The sequence below is a fragment of the Bacillus sp. AK124 genome, from assembly GCF_053903085.1.
Genome location: NZ_CP096378.1, coordinates 360637 through 377090 on the forward strand (window position 1 = coordinate 360637; position 16454 = coordinate 377090).

At 47.9% G+C, this 16454-nt stretch carries 16 protein-coding genes; 11 read left to right on the top strand and 5 right to left on the bottom strand.

The window, feature by feature from the left end; genetic code table 11:
• Window positions 1-11: 11 nt before the first annotated feature.
• From M1E06_RS01720 to M1E06_RS01730, 3 genes are read left to right on the top strand one after another with little or no spacing between them, the layout of a single operon-like run.
• Window positions 12-947, top strand: a complete 936-nt coding sequence (locus M1E06_RS01720; RefSeq protein ID WP_023857031.1) for an ABC transporter ATP-binding protein — start codon at window positions 12-14, stop codon at window positions 945-947.
• 15 nt (window positions 948-962) lie between these two features.
• Window positions 963-2087: an ABC transporter permease gene (locus M1E06_RS01725; protein WP_020453329.1), complete on the top strand. Its 1125-nt coding sequence runs from the start codon at window positions 963-965 to the stop codon at window positions 2085-2087.
• Between the two features lies 1 nt (window position 2088).
• Window positions 2089-3234, top strand: a complete 1146-nt coding sequence (locus M1E06_RS01730; protein WP_020453328.1) for an ABC transporter permease — start codon at window positions 2089-2091, stop codon at window positions 3232-3234.
• 41 nt (window positions 3235-3275) lie between these two features.
• Here M1E06_RS01730 and gerQ read toward each other — a convergent pair whose 3' ends face one another.
• Together gerQ and M1E06_RS01740 are read right to left on the bottom strand one after the other, a co-directional pair.
• The gene (gene gerQ, locus M1E06_RS01735) at window positions 3276-3812 is read right to left on the bottom strand and encodes a spore coat protein GerQ (protein ID WP_020453327.1); all 537 of its coding nucleotides are present in this window, start codon (window positions 3810-3812) and stop codon (window positions 3276-3278) included.
• 227 nt (window positions 3813-4039) lie between these two features.
• The gene (locus tag M1E06_RS01740; protein ID WP_020453326.1) at window positions 4040-5386 is read right to left on the bottom strand and encodes a TrkH family potassium uptake protein; all 1347 of its coding nucleotides are present in this window, start codon (window positions 5384-5386) and stop codon (window positions 4040-4042) included.
• A gap of 422 nt (window positions 5387-5808) precedes the next feature.
• Here M1E06_RS01740 and bslA point away from each other — a divergent pair, with 422 nt between their 5' ends.
• A complete protein-coding gene (gene bslA, locus M1E06_RS01745; RefSeq protein ID WP_023857033.1) occupies window positions 5809-6348 on the top strand; it encodes a biofilm surface layer hydrophobin BslA in 540 nt (179 codons plus the stop codon).
• A 46-nt stretch (window positions 6349-6394) separates the two neighbouring features.
• Here bslA and hemQ read toward each other — a convergent pair whose 3' ends face one another.
• Window positions 6395-7159: a hydrogen peroxide-dependent heme synthase gene (hemQ, locus tag M1E06_RS01750; protein ID WP_020453323.1), complete on the bottom strand. Its 765-nt coding sequence runs from the start codon at window positions 7157-7159 to the stop codon at window positions 6395-6397.
• Window positions 7160-7448: 289 nt separating this feature from the next.
• Between hemQ and pta the strand changes: the two genes are divergently transcribed.
• Window positions 7449-8420 carry a phosphate acetyltransferase gene (pta, locus tag M1E06_RS01755; RefSeq protein WP_020453322.1) on the top strand — a complete coding sequence of 324 codons (972 nt, stop codon included), beginning with the start codon at window positions 7449-7451 and terminating at the stop codon, window positions 8418-8420.
• Window positions 8421-8462: 42 nt separating this feature from the next.
• Here the strand turns inward: pta and M1E06_RS01760 are convergent, their stop codons facing one another.
• On the bottom strand, window positions 8463-9413 hold the full coding sequence (locus M1E06_RS01760) for an amidohydrolase family protein (protein ID WP_020453321.1): 951 nt from the start codon (window positions 9411-9413) through the stop codon (window positions 8463-8465).
• An 18-nt stretch (window positions 9414-9431) separates the two neighbouring features.
• Window positions 9432-10211, bottom strand: a complete 780-nt coding sequence (locus M1E06_RS01765) for an IclR family transcriptional regulator (protein ID WP_020453320.1) — start codon at window positions 10209-10211, stop codon at window positions 9432-9434.
• 201 nt (window positions 10212-10412) lie between these two features.
• Between M1E06_RS01765 and M1E06_RS01770 the strand changes: the two genes are divergently transcribed.
• The 6 genes from M1E06_RS01770 to pobA are packed head-to-tail and all read left to right on the top strand — an operon-like array spanning window position 10413 to window position 16405.
• Entirely contained in the window at window positions 10413-11888 is a 1476-nt protein-coding gene (locus M1E06_RS01770; RefSeq protein WP_023857036.1) for an aldehyde dehydrogenase, read from the top strand.
• Window positions 11889-11902: 14 nt separating this feature from the next.
• Window positions 11903-12688, top strand: coding sequence for a 2-keto-4-pentenoate hydratase (locus M1E06_RS01775; RefSeq protein ID WP_023857037.1), 786 nt, complete (start codon window positions 11903-11905; stop codon window positions 12686-12688).
• 14 nt (window positions 12689-12702) lie between these two features.
• Window positions 12703-12894, top strand: a complete 192-nt coding sequence (locus tag M1E06_RS01780) for a 4-oxalocrotonate tautomerase (protein ID WP_020453317.1) — start codon at window positions 12703-12705, stop codon at window positions 12892-12894.
• Between the two features lie 23 nt (window positions 12895-12917).
• Window positions 12918-13769 (top strand): DODA-type extradiol aromatic ring-opening family dioxygenase, encoded by an 852-nt coding sequence (locus M1E06_RS01785; RefSeq protein WP_023857038.1) that lies wholly within the window; start codon window positions 12918-12920, stop codon window positions 13767-13769.
• A gap of 38 nt (window positions 13770-13807) precedes the next feature.
• Complete coding sequence (locus M1E06_RS01790; RefSeq protein ID WP_023857039.1) at window positions 13808-15184, top strand: MFS transporter; 1377 nt, start codon at window positions 13808-13810, stop codon at window positions 15182-15184.
• 15 nt (window positions 15185-15199) lie between these two features.
• On the top strand, window positions 15200-16405 hold the full coding sequence (gene pobA, locus M1E06_RS01795) for a 4-hydroxybenzoate 3-monooxygenase (protein ID WP_023857040.1): 1206 nt from the start codon (window positions 15200-15202) through the stop codon (window positions 16403-16405).
• Window positions 16406-16454 lie beyond the last annotated feature (49 nt).

Here is a 16454-nt window from a genome sequence, read left to right on the forward strand (position 1 = left end):
GAGGTGAGAACATGAATGTATTGGAAATCCATCATCTAACAAAAAAATTTGGCGACTTCGTTGCCGTCGACAATATATCACTCTCGATCGAAGAGGGCGAAATATTTGGATTGCTCGGCGCAAACGGGGCCGGAAAGAGCACGACCATTCACATGATATCGAGTTTGCTGAGATGCAATGAAGGCGAGATTTTGATTCTCGGAAAAAACATTGCGAAACACCGCAAATTCGCCAAGATGAATATCGGCATTGTCCCGCAGGATCTGGCCATTTACGAGGATTTAACAGCATATGAAAATGTGAAGTTTTTCGCCGGACTCTATGGTCTCCGCGGGGCCCAATTGCGCAATCGGGTGGAAGAAGCATTGCAGTTCGTCGGTTTAAGCGATAAGCATAAAAGCTTCCCGAAAAATTTTTCAGGCGGAATGAAAAGAAGGCTCAATATCGCCTGCGCGATCGCCCACAGGCCAAAGTTGATCATCATGGATGAACCAACGGTGGGGATTGATCCGCATTCGAGAAATTATATTTTGGAATCCGTCAAAAAGTTAAATGCGATGGGCTGCACGATTATTTACACCAGCCATTATATGGAAGAAGTTGAAGAGATCTGTACGCGGATCGCCATCGTGGATCATGGAAAAATTATCGCCGAAGGAACGAAGGAGCAGCTGAAATCGATCATTACCAACACGAAAGATATTCAGGTCGTTCTTAAATCGGCGGAAAATGTCGATATCGGCGAACTGAAAACGATCAGCGGCGTGGAGGCGGCTGCTCTTGAAGACAATACGATCAAAATCAACTCGGATGCAGGTGTCAATAATTTAAACCAGATTATTGAGAAGCTGATGAAAAACGGGGCCGAGATTCGTTCATTGGAAGAAAAAGCGCCTAATTTGGAAACCGTGTTCCTGACCTTGACCGGAAGACAGTTGCGCGATTAGAAAGGGGGCCATGGTTTGAATACACTCATCATTGCGAAAAAAGAAATTGTATCGGCTTTTCGGGACAAGCGGACATTCCTTTTTATGCTGGCATTTCCGATTGTACTGATTATGATTTTAGGCACCGCGCTGACGAACGCTTTCGATCAGCAAACAGCAGCGGTCGGCGAGGTTCATGTTCTGTATAAAGACAAGGCTGACGGAGCGTTTTCGGAAGGTTTTAAAACATTCGCAAAAGAAGCGAAAACATCCGGCGTTCATTTTAAAAAAATATTGTCTGATACGGATGGAAAACAAGAAATCAAACAAGGGAACTACGATGCTTACCTTGAGATCGAAAACAGCGGCATCAAGCTTTACCAAATGGATAAAAACAGTATGAAAAACAGCATTATTCAAGGAATGCTGACCGCGTTTGCAAACCGGTACAATGCCGCACAAGAGATCATCAAAGCCGCTCCTGAGCAAGCGGGTGCCGTGCTCGGGGACATACCTGGCGACCATTATATCAAGGAGACGTCTCTCAGCTCAGACAGAAAGCCCAACTCCATGGATTATTACGCGGTTACCATGACCACTCTGATCGCGCTTTACAGTGCACTAAGCGCCAGTTATTTAATAAGGGGAGAGCGGCTTGGAAAAACAGCCGACCGGCTGATCGCGGCGCCGGTTCATAAAGGCGAGATTTTTGCCGGCAAGCTGATTGGCAATCTTGTGACAAACGGATTATGTATTTTTGCCGTCGTCATATTCAGCAAATACGTATTTAAAGCGTACTGGGGAGATCATCTCGCCCTTGTGGCGGCCGTGCTGTTCAGCATCGTATTGTTTGCCGTATGCCTCGGCCTTGGCGTCAGTTATTTGACGAGAACGGGGGAAGCGGCAGTGGCGATCATTAACGTGTTGATTCCGCTGGTTGCATTTTTCGGAGGCGCTTATTTTCCTGTCGAGGGTGCGGAAGGTGTTTTAGCTTTGATCAAAGACCTGTCTCCGCTCACATGGACGAACGAAGCTATTATGAACATTATATTTGCGGACGATCTAGCGGCGGGGCTGCCCGTAATCTTGCTGAACATCGGTTTATCCCTGTTATTTCTGCTGATTGCCGTTGTCTCATTGCAGAGAAGGGAGGGGCTGTAAGATGAAAGAAATGCTATGGCTTGTCAAAAACACACTGAATGTCACCTTCAAAAAGAAAATCAATATCTTTCTGTTCGTATGTCTGCCCTTGCTAGGCATATTCGTATCGCTTTTAACAGAGGGAAGCATGGACAAGACAGATTTGCGCGTCGGAATTATCAATCATGACGGCGGACGAATCGCCGAAGATACTAAGGATTTTTTGAAGGGGATCGAGAATGTCAACATCAGCGCGGTCAGTGAAGCAGAAGGGAAAAGTCAAATTGCGTCAGGGGAGCTTGATTGCGTCATTACGTTTGAACAAGGCTTTTCTCAAAGCGTGCAGAGCGGAGAACCGGCTCATATCGCCATTGCATCTGTCAAAGGCGCTGAAATCACCGGGTTTGTGAAATCGTATGTTTATCATTACATTGATAATATCGCCGCAATCGGCAAATCGGCGCAGGGGAATGAAAAGCGTTTTGAGGAAATGTATAAAAATTACCGGAGTTCTGAAACGGGTGTCAAAACATATACGGTTGAAGACACGGCGAAAAATAGAAACATGACGGAGCGGACGGTCGGTTTTCTTCTGATGGCGATGCTTTTTTCAGCGGGAAGCTTGACCGAACTGTTAGTGAAGGAAAAAGAGAACAGAACGTATTTCAGGCTTTTGACCACACCGATAACGGCAAGACAGTACGTTATGTCCAATGTGGCCGTCAGTATGTCTGTCATCGCATGCCAAATCTTTTTAACATTGATAATGGTGAAATATGTGTTCCGGATGGAGACTGGCATCTCATTTTGGGAGATGGCAGCGGTGCTGTTGATTTTTGCGCTAAGCGCGGTCGGCCTGGCGCTGATCACCGTCGTCTTTGCAAATAGCTCTAAGTCATCCGGGGTATTGCGAAATTTAATATTTATGCCGACGATCATGCTGTCCGGATGTTTTTGGCCGATTGAAATCATGCCGTCTTTCGCACAGCGTATCGCGGACTTTCTTCCGCAGCGGTGGGTGCTGGATACGCTGGCAAAATTGCAGGAGGGACAGCAGCTTCAAGGTCTGTATTTGAATATCATGATCCTGTTTGCTTTCGCTGCTGTCTTTTTCCTCATCGTTATTTACAAATTCAAACGTAATAATGATGTGAGAAACTTTGCTTAATATCTATAAAAAAAGGGTTCGGTTTTAATGAAACCGAACCTTTATCTTGGGGTATATGAGGCCATTGAATACGGATAATCATAAGTGATCGGCTCATCAAACGTAATATAGTCAAGATACACCATCAGCAGCAAATAGCGTGTGCCTGTTTTTCTGTCGCTTAAAATAATGTGGTCGCGGCCGGCTGCTTCAATTTCTCCCCGAAAGACTTTCGCATTCCATTCCGGATTGTTTTCAAATGTCATATATACGGTTGCCACTTTTCCGCGATTGAGCCGCAAAATATTTTCAATGTAGGATTGCTCAAGCGGCAGCATGCCGGGGATACTCGGTGAAGTCTGCTGTGCTGAAGGCATCGGAGGGACCTGGACTCCTGCCGGCTGCGGCTGGAACAGCTGTGGGCCGGGCTGCTGATACGATTGCTGCCCCCCCGTTTGGGTGAAAGGCTGCTGTCCATGCTGCTGGTACATTTGCCCCATCTGCCCCATCTGCGGATAAGGGTTGGGCCCCATTTGCTGCCGGAAATCCGGCATTTCAAGCTCCTGAAGCGGCTGAATCTGATTTTTTTTAAATTTCATCTCGTTCCTCCTCATTTCATTGTGTCAAAGTCATGCCTACCGTCCATACATGAGGAATGATAAAGTGCTGCTATGAAGACGATCCGGCTGTAAAAGACTCAAGATGATAGATCAATATTTCCCATCCCTTTTACAGTATGAACGGGCGGGATGGAATATGACGACACATCATGTTGGAAAGAGAAAAACAAAAAGACCGCTCGTGAAAAGAGCGGTCTTTCTGCATATTAACCTGTGATCACTTCATCTTCAGGATGGCGGATCGGCGCCTTCTTCGGCTTGGCCAGCGTAAACGCCATAGTGAGAGGCCCGACGCGGCCGATAAACATCATCATCATGATAACCGCTTTGCCTGCGGTCGTTAAATCAGGTGTCAGTCCCATCGACAGGCCGACCGTTCCAAAAGCGGAAAATACTTCAAAGACGATTTCCAAAAATGGAGCATTCTCTGTGATCGTCAATATAAATAATGCGAAAAGCACGAATAAAAAACTGATCACAATGATGGCCAAAGCTCTTAAAATGGTTTTCATTTTAATCGCCCTTTTGAACACAACCGTCTCGCTTTTTCCCCTTAAAAAGGTGATCGTCGCCAAGATCATCACGATAAACGTTGTCAGTTTAATTCCGCTTCCTGTTGACGCGCTTCCGGCTCCGATAAACATCAAAACGATGGTTAACAGGAGGGACGGCGTTGTCATCTGGGCGATATCAAGCGTATTGAATCCGGCAGTTCTCGGTGTCACACCCTGGAAGTAAGCGCCCCACATTTTGTCGGCTAAAGGCAGTCCGCCGAGCGTACCTGGATTCGAGTATTCCAAAATAAAAATCAGCAAGGCGGCTGTCGTATTGATGATCAATGTTCCAACGATCATGAGCTTGGAATGCAGCGATAATGTCCGGAAGTTTCGCTTTGTCCATAAATCCAGCAGAACGGTAAAGCCGATACCCCCTGTAATGAAAAGGCCTGTGATGACAATGTTGACAATCGGGTCGCCCACATATTGAGACAAGTTGTCCGGCCACAGGGAGAACCCCGCATTGTTAAAGGCTGAAATCGTGTTAAACAAACTATGAAACAAGCCTTTTTGCAAACCGTATTCAGGAACCCATCTGATCGAAAGGATCAAAAATGCCACAAATTCTATGACAATGGTGAAAATAAACAAATGCTTGACCAGGCGGACAAGTCCGCCTAAAGAAGTCTGGTTAAATGCTTCTTGAACGAGAATCCGCTGCTGCAGGCCGATTTTTTTGCCGATCATCATGATGACGAGAACGGCAAACGTCATTAAGCCGAGTCCGCCGATTTGAATCAGGCACATAATAACTGTTTGTCCGAAAACCGTAAAATCTGCCCCTGTATCGACAACAACAAGCCCAGTTACCGTAGTTGCAGAGGTGGCCGTGAATAAAGCATCCACCCATGAGATGTAAGTAGTGGATGCGCCGGGCAGCTTCAATAAACAGGCGCCGATGGCAATGATAATCAAGAAACTGAGCGCCAGCGTCTGCGGCGGACTAATATTGATGATCTTACCTTTTACAAGATTTGAAGAAACCAATTTAGGCATTTTTTCGTTCCTTTCTTCATCCATTCAGTCAAAACATGAATGGAGAAAAAGCAAGGTGATTTCAAATTTAAACGCAGATGGTCATGTTTCAATAATGTCAATAATGTACAGCCAGATACACCGTTTGTCAACAAAAATCAGGAGAATGAAGAGAAGGAATGCGGACGGGTCTTTTGTCCTTTACTAAAGAACAGCGAAGAAAATCAAGAGGAGCAACGCCTGGTTAAATTCTATTATTTTGCATTTCTTTTAAAAATATGACATGGAAAACATTTACTACCTGTTGAAAAAATGGTAGTTTTTAATAGAAATCACCAAAGTGCCGGCGCTTTGGGAAGAAGGCGTTGCTTGATGTTGCCTTTCTTGTACGCTTTCGTCATGACGAATGATGAAAAAAATGATGACTAGGGGGAATTGCTGTGTTGAAAAGAATGTATCGTTCTAAATTGTCAATCTTGGCGGTTAGTCTCGTGATGATGGTTTCGATTTTTCTGCCTTCGTTCCAGGCTAGCGCTCAGACAACCAAAACTGAATCTGTCTACCGCCCGGCTGCGAACGCTTCCTTGTATGCGACTATAACAGGTGCCAGCAAACAGGAGTGGTCGTTCTCGGATATTGAGCTGACGTATCGTCCGAATTCAATCCTGGCGCTGGGAACGGTTGAATTTACATTGCCGTCGGGATTTTCCGCAACAACGAAAGATACCGTGAACGGAAGAGCGTTGACTACAGGGCAAATTTTGAATAACGGAAAAACGGTAAGGCTGCCGCTTACAATTGATCTGTTGGGTATTGCGGAGTTTAAGCTTGTGCTGGCAAACAAAACGCTGCCTGCCGCAGGAAAGTATACATTCCGGGCGGAGAACAGAGTGCTGGGGCTCGGATCGACTTTCTATGCCGAATCTTCAATCGAGGTGCAAAAAAGGGCGACTCCGCCTACACAGCCGTGTAACTGCAAGTAATAGGAAAAAAAGCTCCAAAGACCGAGGTCTTTGGAGCTTTTTATCATTACACATGCAAAAATGCAGGCAGCTGTTCATTTGCGAGGCGGTTGCCGACAAAGAATGAACCGAATTCACCGTACCGGGCGCTTACTTCATCGAAGCGCATTTCATAGACGAGCTTTTTGAACTGGAGCACATCATCTGAAAAGAGCGTGACACCCCACTCATAATCGTCAAATCCGATTGAGCCGGTAATAATCTGTTTCACTTTGCCCGCATAGCCGCGGCCGATCATCCCGTGGCTGCGCATCAAGCTTCTTCTCTCTTCCATAGACAGCATGTACCAGTTGTCATCGCCCGATCTTCTTTTATCCATCGGATAGAAGCAGACATATTTGGCGTTCGGGAGCTCAGGGTACAGGCGCGCACGCACTTGCGGATTTTCGTAAGGGTCTCCCTCGCCGCTTCCCATATAGTTGCTCAGCTCGACAACGGATACGTATGAATAAGCAGGTATCGTGTATTCAGCGAGTTTGGATTTATTGAACTCAAGTTCAATTTGATTTAATTCCTCCATCGTAGGACGCAAAATCATCAGCATGAAGTCCGCTTTTTGGCCGACGATGCTGTATAGCGTGTGGCTGCCGTTTCCTTCTTTTTGAGCAGCTCCCCATTTTTCGAGAAGACCTGTAAATTCGCTGATAATGATCTGGCGCTCATCGCTTGAAAGCATTTTCCATGCGGACCAGTCCATTGTCCGGAAATCGTGAAGGGCATACCAGCCGTCAAGCGTTTGGGCGGCTTCGTTCGTTTTTTGCTGTTCGCTCATTTTGAAATCACTCCCAATTTGTATGTACTTGCCTTCATCATATCATAGTTTGCCGCGTTTTATCCGTTTAGAAGATTTGAACAAAAGGTGACGATCTGTCGTATAACTGGGAAAGGCTGTTATATACTAATAGAAGTGTTTAAACCCTGCCGCACTTAAATTAATTTAAAAAAAGCGTTTAAAAAGTGAAAGCATTATAATAAAATACAGAAGGATTGAATTTATATCACAAAAGAGTATGCTTAATAGAGAAATGAAGTATTTGTGACACTTTCAAGGAGGGTATATAGTGGCAGATCTATTTACAACAGTGCAGGAAAAAGTAGCAGGAAAAGGAGTTAAAATCGTATTTCCGGAAGGTATGGACGAGCGCATTCTCAAAGCTGTCAACGATTTGGCCGGAAACAACGTATTAAAGCCGATCCTTGTGGGAAACGAGCAGGAAATCAAAGATAAAGCGAACGGGTTGAATTTGACGCTGGATGGCGTTGACATATACGATCCTCATACATACGAAGGAATGGAAGACCTTGTTCAGGCTTTCGTTGAACGCCGCAAAGGAAAAGCGACGGAAGAACAGGCCCGCCAAATCCTTTTAGATGAGAACTATTTTGGAACGATGCTTGTTTATAAAGGGCTTGCCGACGGTCTTGTCAGCGGTGCGGCTCATTCAACAGCGGATACGGTTCGCCCTGCGCTGCAAATTATTAAAACAAAAGAAGGCGTGAAGAAAACTTCCGGCGTGTTTATCATGGCGCGCGGCGATGAGCAGTATGTATTCGCAGACTGTGCGATCAATATTGCGCCTGACAGTCAGGACCTTGCGGAAATTGCAATCGAAAGTGCGAACACAGCGAAAATGTTCAACATTGACCCTCGTGTCGCCATGCTCAGCTTTTCAACAAAAGGCTCTGCAAAATCAGACGAAACTGAAAAGGTAGCCAATGCGGTTGCGATCGCCAAAGAAAAAGCGCCTGAGCTTACACTGGACGGCGAATTCCAATTTGATGCGGCATTCGTTCCATCTGTCGCCGAGAAAAAAGCGCCGGACTCCGTCATTAAAGGTGATGCAAACGTATTTGTTTTCCCAAGCCTTGAAGCGGGGAACATCGGCTATAAAATCGCTCAGCGCCTCGGCAACTTCGAAGCGGTCGGTCCGATTCTGCAAGGGCTGAACATGCCTGTAAACGACCTCTCCAGAGGATGCAACGCTGAAGACGTTTATAATCTTGCGCTGATTACGGCAGTTCAAGCGCTGTAATTTGTTTTTGAAAAAGGTGAACCTGAAGAGGTTCGCCTTTTTTTATGCTTCAATCGCTACATTCAGCAGAGATTCCGCCCCTTTCCGACCGGGATCGAGAGGCGGCCACTGACAAAGGTCAAAAGGAAAATCGGAACCCGGAACAAGGCGGTCTTCTCCGATGAGCTTCTTTAAATATGCCGCGCTTTCTTTCTCCCACAGCACGCTGTCAAACCAAAACTTCCGCAAATATTCGCGCGGCGGCGCCGAAAGCGATGAAGAAACGCCGGCCCATTTGTCATATCCTTTGTCCAGTCTTCCGATCTGATAGGGCAAAAAGCCGCCGCCGTGCGCCAGCAGAATTTTCACATTGCGAAAACGGTCTGTAAACCCGCTTAACAAAAGATCAGCGGCGCAAATTGTCGTTTCCCACGGAACGCCGATCAAATTTGGCAGCATCCTGCGGCGAAGCCGCGGATCTTCAGAAAGGAGCGGATGGATAAAGATAATCGCTTTTCTTCTGTCAGCCGTTTCCCAAAACGGTGTAAATGCTTCGTCTGAGAGAAGCATTTGCGAAGCGCCGGGGCCGATAATTGCTCCTTTAAGGCCGTTGTTCATCGCTTCATTCAGGCGCTCGCTCGCCTTTAAAGGGCTGTTCAGCGGGACGGTGCCGAGGCCTGAAAGGCGGCCGTCGTGTTTTTTAACCCATCCGGCAAGCGCTTTGTTGTATACAAAGGACAATTCGTCTGTGATTTCTTCGGCGAGATCGTAAAGGAAAAGCTGGGGAACCGGCGATACCAATGAGTGTGAGACGCCGGCTTCCTGCTGGGCTTCCAAATATAAAGCTTCCTGGTAGAACAGCTCTTTTAATTCAAAGCCCCATTTGTGATTGACCGTCAAAAACTCCGCTTGGCGGCCATCCTTTTTTTTGCGGACGGCGTGGACCTTCTTTTCATTGTCGTCCAGCCAAAGCAGCACATCGTGCGGTATAAAGTGCGTGTGAAGATCATACAAAGCCGATTCCCCCAATTTTTATATTCGTTTCCAGTACCCGATTCTTTCGGAAATATCCCGGGCCGCTTTTTTCACTTGGTATGCGATTTTCGCCTGCCGGGCCTTTATGCGTTCTGCCGGACCTACGACACTGACGGCGTACAACACTCGGCCCGCGTGGTTTCTGATGGGAGCTGAGATGGATGTGACACCATCAATGAATTCCCCGCAACTGACGTCAAACCCGTTTTCTTTAACGGTTTTCAACGCCTCCCTCAATTTGTCCTCGTCTGTAATCGTTTGTTTTGTACAGCTTTTCAAGCCTTCCTTCACATACTCATCCAATATGCCGTCTTCGTCAAAGGCGAGAAGCACCTTGCCCGAGCTTGTGCAATGCATCGGGTTTTGCCGCCCGATATATGAGAGAAGTTCGACAGGGCGGGGGCATTCCGTCCGATTGAGATAAACGACGCTTAGATCGCGTCGCATCGCAATATGCGACGTTTCGCCGGTCTCTTCTGTCAGCCGTTTGAGGACCGGCTGGGATTCGCGGTTGATTTCAAGAGTGGAGTTGACAATGGTGTTTAACTTCAGAACCGATAAGCCGAGCTTGTATCTTCTGGATTCCGGGTCCTTCATGACAAACCCTTCGCTTTCCAATGTAGTCAAAAGGCGCGATACTGTGCTTTTTCCGAGGCCGAGCGATGAGGCGAGTTCGGTTAGTTTCTTTTCCGGTGTCTCTAATGTAAACGATTGAAGCAGACGAAGTGCATTTTTTACTGAACCGAGCAGCTGGTGGTCCTTTGTCTCAACAGTCATAGGTTCCTCAACTCTCTCCCTTGTTTTCGTTGCCTTTTATTCCATAATATAACATGATTTTAAAAATAAAAAAGCGGAAAATATCAAATTTTCGGAAAAAATGTCTGAGTTGTTCCGCATAGAGGAACATTGCTGTTTTCTTGTCGTTTAAAATCATTTAACTTAATGGAAAGGATTTGAAAAGGAGGATGTTTGTAGAATATGAATGTTCAGACCCCATCGGCAAAACTCGTAAAACCTTTTGACTGTCAGCACTACATAAACGGCAGGTACTTTCCTTCAGAGAACGGCAGTACGTTTGACAATATCAATCCGGCTACACAGGAAATCATCGGGAGCGTTGCGGAAGGAGGCAAAAAAGAGGTCGATCTTGCAGTCGCGGCCGCAAGGCGTGCTTTAAACGGACGCTGGAAAAACATGACCGCTGACGAAAGGATTCGGATCATCAGAAAGGTCGGCGACATCATACTTGAGCGTAAAGACGAACTGGCAAGGCTCGAGACATTGGATACGGGGAAGCCGCTTTCGCTCTCAAGTAATTTAGATATTCCGCGGGCTGCTTTCAACTTTCATTTTTTTGCGGATTTTATGAGAGGAGCCGGAACAGAAGCTTATCAAACTGACGATCTTGCAATCAATTATGCGATCCGCCGTCCGGTCGGCGTCGTCGGGCTGATCAATCCGTGGAACTTGCCGCTGCTTTTGCTGACGTGGAAATTGGCGCCTTGTCTGGCGGCGGGAAATACAGCCGTCATCAAACCGGCTGAACTGACGCCGCTGACAGCCACGCTCCTCGGGGAAATCTGCCATGATGCAGGAATGCCTGACGGAGTCGTCAACATCGTCCACGGGTTTGGGCCTGATTCCGCCGGCGCTGCGCTTTCTGAGCATCTCGATGTTGATGCGATATCTTTCACGGGAGAAACGACAACCGGCAAAATCATTATGGAAGCTGCTTCGAAAACATTAAAGAAACTTTCCTTTGAATTGGGAGGAAAGAACCCGAATATTATTTTTGCCGATGCCGACATGGAGGAAGCCGTCAGCATCTCATTGAAATCGAGTTTCGTCAACCAGGGCGAAGTATGTATGAGCGGCTCCCGCATCTATGTCGAGCGGGAAGCGTATGACGAATTTCTGAACAAGTTCGTTGAGAAAACGAAAGAGCTCAAAGTCGGCGATCCTTTTGATCCGGATACGAATATCGGCGCCTTAATTTCTTCTGAACACACCGAGCGTGTGATGAACTACATCGAATTGGCCAAACGGGAAGGCGGCGTTATTTTAACCGGAGGAAAACGCCCTGAAGGACAGGAATCCGGCTGCTTTCTTGAACCGACGATTATCACCGGACTTTCCCGCAATTCCAGGCTCATCAAAGAAGAAATCTTCGGGCCGGTCGTGACGGTGATTCCGTTCGACGAAGAGGAGGAAGTTATTGCACAGGCTAATGATACACATTACGGATTAAGCGCGACCGTATGGACGAACGACCTCCGCCGGGCGCACCGCGTAGCCGGGCAAATCGAATCGGGCATGGTATGGGTCAACAGCTGGTTTCTCCGCGATCTTCGGACACCGTTTGGCGGCATGAAACAGAGCGGGCTCGGACGAGAAGGAGGCATTCACAGCCTCGAATTCTTCAGCGAATTAACCAATATTTGCATCAAGCTGTAAAAGGAGGAAAACGGATGAATGCCACAGCATTGAAGGATACGGCGCGCCTCTTGTATCTTGCTGAAACAGAGAAGCGCGAGGTTGAAAGAATCACAAAGGACTACCCGGAGCTGACCGTCGAAGAGGCGTATGCGATTCAAGAAGAACTGATTCAACTGAAATTATGGGATGGCAACGGCATTATCGGTCCGAAAATGGGCCTGACAAGCCGGGCGAAAATGGAGCAGATGAACGTCGAGGAGCCGATCTACGGTTATATTTTTGAAGATATGATCGTACCAAACGGCGGAAGCATCCGGATGAACGAGCTGATTCACCCGAAGGTTGAAGCCGAGATTGCTTTTGTGCTTGGAAAGGATATTGAAGGGCCGGGTGTTACAAAGGAGAAGGTCCTTGAAGCCGTTGCTGAATTGATTCCCGTTCTTGAAGTGATTGACAGCCGTTATGAAAACTTCTCATTTACCCTGCCTGATGTCATTGCGGACAATGCGTCATCTTCAAGGGTGGTGTTAGGTGAAAAAGTGAAGATGCCGGACCATTTCAAGCTTGATGAAGCAAAAGTCTCTTTAGTGATAAACGGCGAGGTCAAAGAGCAGGGCACTGGTGCAGCAGTTGTCGGACATCCCGCAAATTCGGCGGCCATGCTCGCCAATATGCTCTCCAGGAAGAAACAAAAGCTTGCGGCCGGAAGCATCATTTTAACGGGCGGTGTAACGGGAGCTGTCATGCTGCAGCCGGGCGACCGCGTTTCAGCACAAGTAGAAGGACTAGGAGATGTATCATTTTCAGTCCAATCATAACCTGAGGTGATCATATGCCGATCGTTCATATTCAATTATTAGAAGGCCGGCCGCCTGAAAAGGTCGAGGAAGTCATTCAAAAAGTGACGGAAACGTTGAGCGCCACCCTTGATGCTCCGAGGGAAAACGTCCGTGTTCTTGTCACCGAAATTCCTAAAAGCCACTGGGGCATAGGCGGAACACCGGTTTCAAAATTAAGACCTTAAAGAAGGCGACGGGAGGAATCTACATGTCAATCGAATTGGCGGCGCTTGTTCCGCATACACCGAGGATGTGCTTTGAAGATAAAACCCCTGACTTTCAAAAAGAGCTGGTCAAAGGGATGAAGCGGCTCTCCGGGATCATCGAAAGAATTCAGCCTGATGCCGTTGTCTTGATTTCCTGTCACTGGACGTCAAGCTTCGATCATCTGATCGATGCGGCTCCCGATCATCAAGGCGTTTTAACAGCTTTGGAGTGCCCGAATTTAATTTCCGATGTTCCGTATTCTTACCCCGGGGACACGGAATTGGCGCTGCAGTTGGCCGAAGCCGGCGCAAAAGAGGGGCTTTCCGTCATTCCTATCAACGATCCCGCCTACTGCTGGGACTACGGGACAGTTGTTCCGCTGCGCTATCTCGTTCCAAAAGGGGATATTCCGGTCATCGATTTATCGGTTACATTGGCGGCGAACCTGGAAGAAACGTATTTGTGGGGCCGGATTGCCGGAAGAGTACTGAAGGAAAGCAGAAAGAAAATCGTGTTCATCAGCAGCGGGGCACTCAGCCACCATTTGGTGAGAGGGCCCGAATGCATGCCGACTTTGGCCGAACAGGCCCTCGATGCTCAATTTTTAACCTATTTAACAGACAACGATCTTATATCTGCTCAGCAGATGCTGCCTCAATATGCTAAAAATGCCGGACTTGAAGCTGGCGGCCGTCACATTGCAATGCTTTTGGGCGTGCTTGAAGACGGATGTAAAAGCACGTTTTACGGATACGGCCAGTCTTCCGGGAGCTCCAATGTCGTCATGGCATTCGAACCTGCGGGGCAAAAAGCTCGCACGCACGCTTTCAATGAAAAAGACACCGTACGTTAAGCTGTTTTCATAATACGATTAGAATCGTGGAGGGAAACATGAAAAATCGTTCAGTTCATCCAGCAGAAATCATGGCGGCCAGCAAATTCAACAAAGTGCATCTGACTGTTTTCCTATGGTGTTTTTTCGCCATCGCCTTTGACGGTTATGATATTGCGATGTACGGCGTCAGCTTGCCGTGGCTGATGGAGGAATGGAGCCTGACCGCCATTCAAGCCGGAGCGATCGGCAGCTATACATTGATCGGTATGATGCTCGGCGCACTTATTTTTTCACCGCTCGCAGATCAATACGGCCGCAAAAAGGTGTTAGGCTTCTGTATTTTTCTGTTCAGCCTGTTTACGGCATTGGCCGGGCTGATCGATTCTCCGCTTTTGTTTACGATCATGCGGTTTCTTGCTGCTCTTGGAATGGGCGGGTTGATGCCAAATGCGATTTCGCTGATGACCGAATATTCGCCGAAAAAAAACAGAGCGGTGATCGTAGCCGCCATGTATTGCGGCTATTCCGCAGGCGGTGTGCTGGCGTCTCTCGTCGGCATGTTCGCCGTGCCCGGGACAAGCTGGAGAGTGCTGTATCTGATCGGAGCCGTGCCGCTCTTTGTGCTCCCGTTTTTTTTCAGCCGGTTCCCCGAATCTCTGTCATTTTACGTTTTGAAGAAGAAGACGAAAGCGTTGGCTGAGATTCTCAATCAGGTGCATCCGGCGGGACGGTACAGGGAAGACGACAATTATCAAATTTCGGTGATTGCGAAAGAAAAGAAGGGCTTTCCAGTTAAAAAACTGTTCGAACAAAAACGTGCAGCGAGCACATTCGCATTCTGGCTTTCCGTTTTCAGCTGCCTTCTCATGGTCTACGGCTTAAATACATGGCTTCCGAAAATGATGCAGGAGTCAGGTTACGGGCTGTCGTCAAGCTTGTCATTTAATCTGGCGCTGTGCAGCGGACAAGCCGCAGGAGCGGTACTCGGCGGATATTTGGCAGATAAGGCCGGCCATAAAAAAGTGCTTGCGGCGATGTATGTCATCGGGGCCTTTTGTTTTGCAGCGTTTGGAATGACGATGAACGCCGTTCTTCTGTACTTGCTGATTGCTTTAGGCGGAGCATGCACTGTCGGAGCGCAAAATATCGCCAATCCTTATATTTCAGAATATTATCCGAAAGAAATCAGAGCGACCGGAATCGGCTGGGCGCTCGGGGTCGGCAGACTCGGAGCGATCATTGCCCCTTCGCTGTTTGCATTGATTCTTGCTGCCGGGATGGAGCCGAAGCAGGCTTTCATGGTGTTCGCGATCCCGAGTGTTTTTGCTGCGCTTGGCATCATGCTCGTCCAAGAGAAGCATGCTTCATTTGATTTTGTCTCTAAATCGGAAAGCGCCGAGTTTACGTTAGAAGCCACATCAAAACATGGATAAAGGGAGGAAACCATTTTGCGGACACAAGTGGGAATTATCGGAGCGGGGCCTGCCGGGCTTATGCTCGCAAACCTGCTCCAACGCCGGGGAATCGAAGCGGTCGTGATCGAATCCCGCTCGCGAAAGGAGATTGAAGAAACCATCCGTGCAGGCGTTCTTGAACAGATGACGGTAGATTTGCTAAATGAAACAGGCGCCGGTGAACGGATGATGAAAACAGCCATGTTTCATCAAGGGATTGAGATCCGCTTTGGCGGCAAGCGGCACAGAATTGATATGCACAAGCTGACGGGAGGAAAGTACATTGCCATCTATCCCCAGCATGAAGTGATCAAAGATTTAATCGACGTCCGTCTGCAATCGGGAGGGCGCATCATTTTCAATGTGTCTGGCGTCCGCCTGTCAAATATTGATACAGAAGCGCCCGTCATCACTTATCAGACTGAAAACGGCGATACAGAAGAACTGACCTGCGATTTCATTGCGGGGTGCGACGGATTTCATGGGCCGAGCAGACAAAGCATTCCGAGGGAGATCCGCAAAGAGTACGAAAAGGTATACCCATACGGATGGCTCGGCATATTGGCTGAAGCCCCTCCGTCCTCGTCTGAACTTGTGTATGCCCATCATGAGGACGGGTTTGCCCTCGTCAGCACGAGGACTCCGGAAATCCAGCGGCTTTACCTGCAAGTCAGCCCTTCAGATTCAATCGGGAACTGGCCGGACGAAAGGATATGGGAGAAGCTTCATTTAAGGCTGTCGGCCGATGACGGATGGAAGCTGACTGAAGGCCCTGTGATTCAAAAGAACATTGTCTCGATGAGAAGCTTTATATGCGATCCGATGCAATACGGCAGACTGTATTTAGCGGGGGATGCCGCGCATATTGTACCGCCGACCGGTGCGAAAGGCCTGAATCTTGCGATGGCGGATGTCCAACGGCTTGCGTGGGCGCTCGAAGACTATTACGAAGCTGGCAAAACCGAACGGCTGGACCGCTATTCTGAGGCTTGCCTCCGCCGCGTCTGGAAAGCGGAGCGCTTTTCCTGGTATATGACATCCCTGCTGCACCGTCATCACGGCTACACGCCATTTGACTACCAAATTCAATTGGCTGAGCTTGACCATGTCACAACCTCAACAGCGGCCGCTCAAAGTCTTGCCGAAAATTACGTCGGGCTGCCGCTCGAATTCGGAGAACCGTCTTTAAGCGTCACATGAATGAAGGAGATGCGCCGGAGATAAGAAAAAATCCCACATCATGTTTTCG

What these genes read in the sequence shown, in the direction of transcription:
- M1E06_RS01720 (WP_023857031.1), top strand. Translation starts at nt 12, where the DNA reads ATGAATGTATTGGAAATCCATCATCTAACAAAAAAATTTGGCGACTTC.
- M1E06_RS01730 (WP_020453328.1), top strand. Translation starts at nt 2,089, where the DNA reads ATGAAAGAAATGCTATGGCTTGTCAAAAACACACTGAATGTCACCTTC.
- gerQ (WP_020453327.1), bottom strand. Translation starts at nt 3,812, where the DNA reads ATGAAATTTAAAAAAAATCAGATTCAGCCGCTTCAGGAGCTTGAAATG.
- M1E06_RS01740 (WP_020453326.1), bottom strand. Translation starts at nt 5,386, where the DNA reads ATGCCTAAATTGGTTTCTTCAAATCTTGTAAAAGGTAAGATCATCAAT.
- hemQ (WP_020453323.1), bottom strand. Translation starts at nt 7,159, where the DNA reads ATGAGCGAACAGCAAAAAACGAACGAAGCCGCCCAAACGCTTGACGGC.
- M1E06_RS01765 (WP_020453320.1), bottom strand. Translation starts at nt 10,211, where the DNA reads ATGACTGTTGAGACAAAGGACCACCAGCTGCTCGGTTCAGTAAAAAAT.
- M1E06_RS01770 (WP_023857036.1), top strand. Translation starts at nt 10,413, where the DNA reads ATGAATGTTCAGACCCCATCGGCAAAACTCGTAAAACCTTTTGACTGT.
- M1E06_RS01775 (WP_023857037.1), top strand. Translation starts at nt 11,903, where the DNA reads ATGAATGCCACAGCATTGAAGGATACGGCGCGCCTCTTGTATCTTGCT.
- M1E06_RS01780 (WP_020453317.1), top strand. Translation starts at nt 12,703, where the DNA reads ATGCCGATCGTTCATATTCAATTATTAGAAGGCCGGCCGCCTGAAAAG.
- M1E06_RS01785 (WP_023857038.1), top strand. Translation starts at nt 12,918, where the DNA reads ATGTCAATCGAATTGGCGGCGCTTGTTCCGCATACACCGAGGATGTGC.
- M1E06_RS01790 (WP_023857039.1), top strand. Translation starts at nt 13,808, where the DNA reads ATGAAAAATCGTTCAGTTCATCCAGCAGAAATCATGGCGGCCAGCAAA.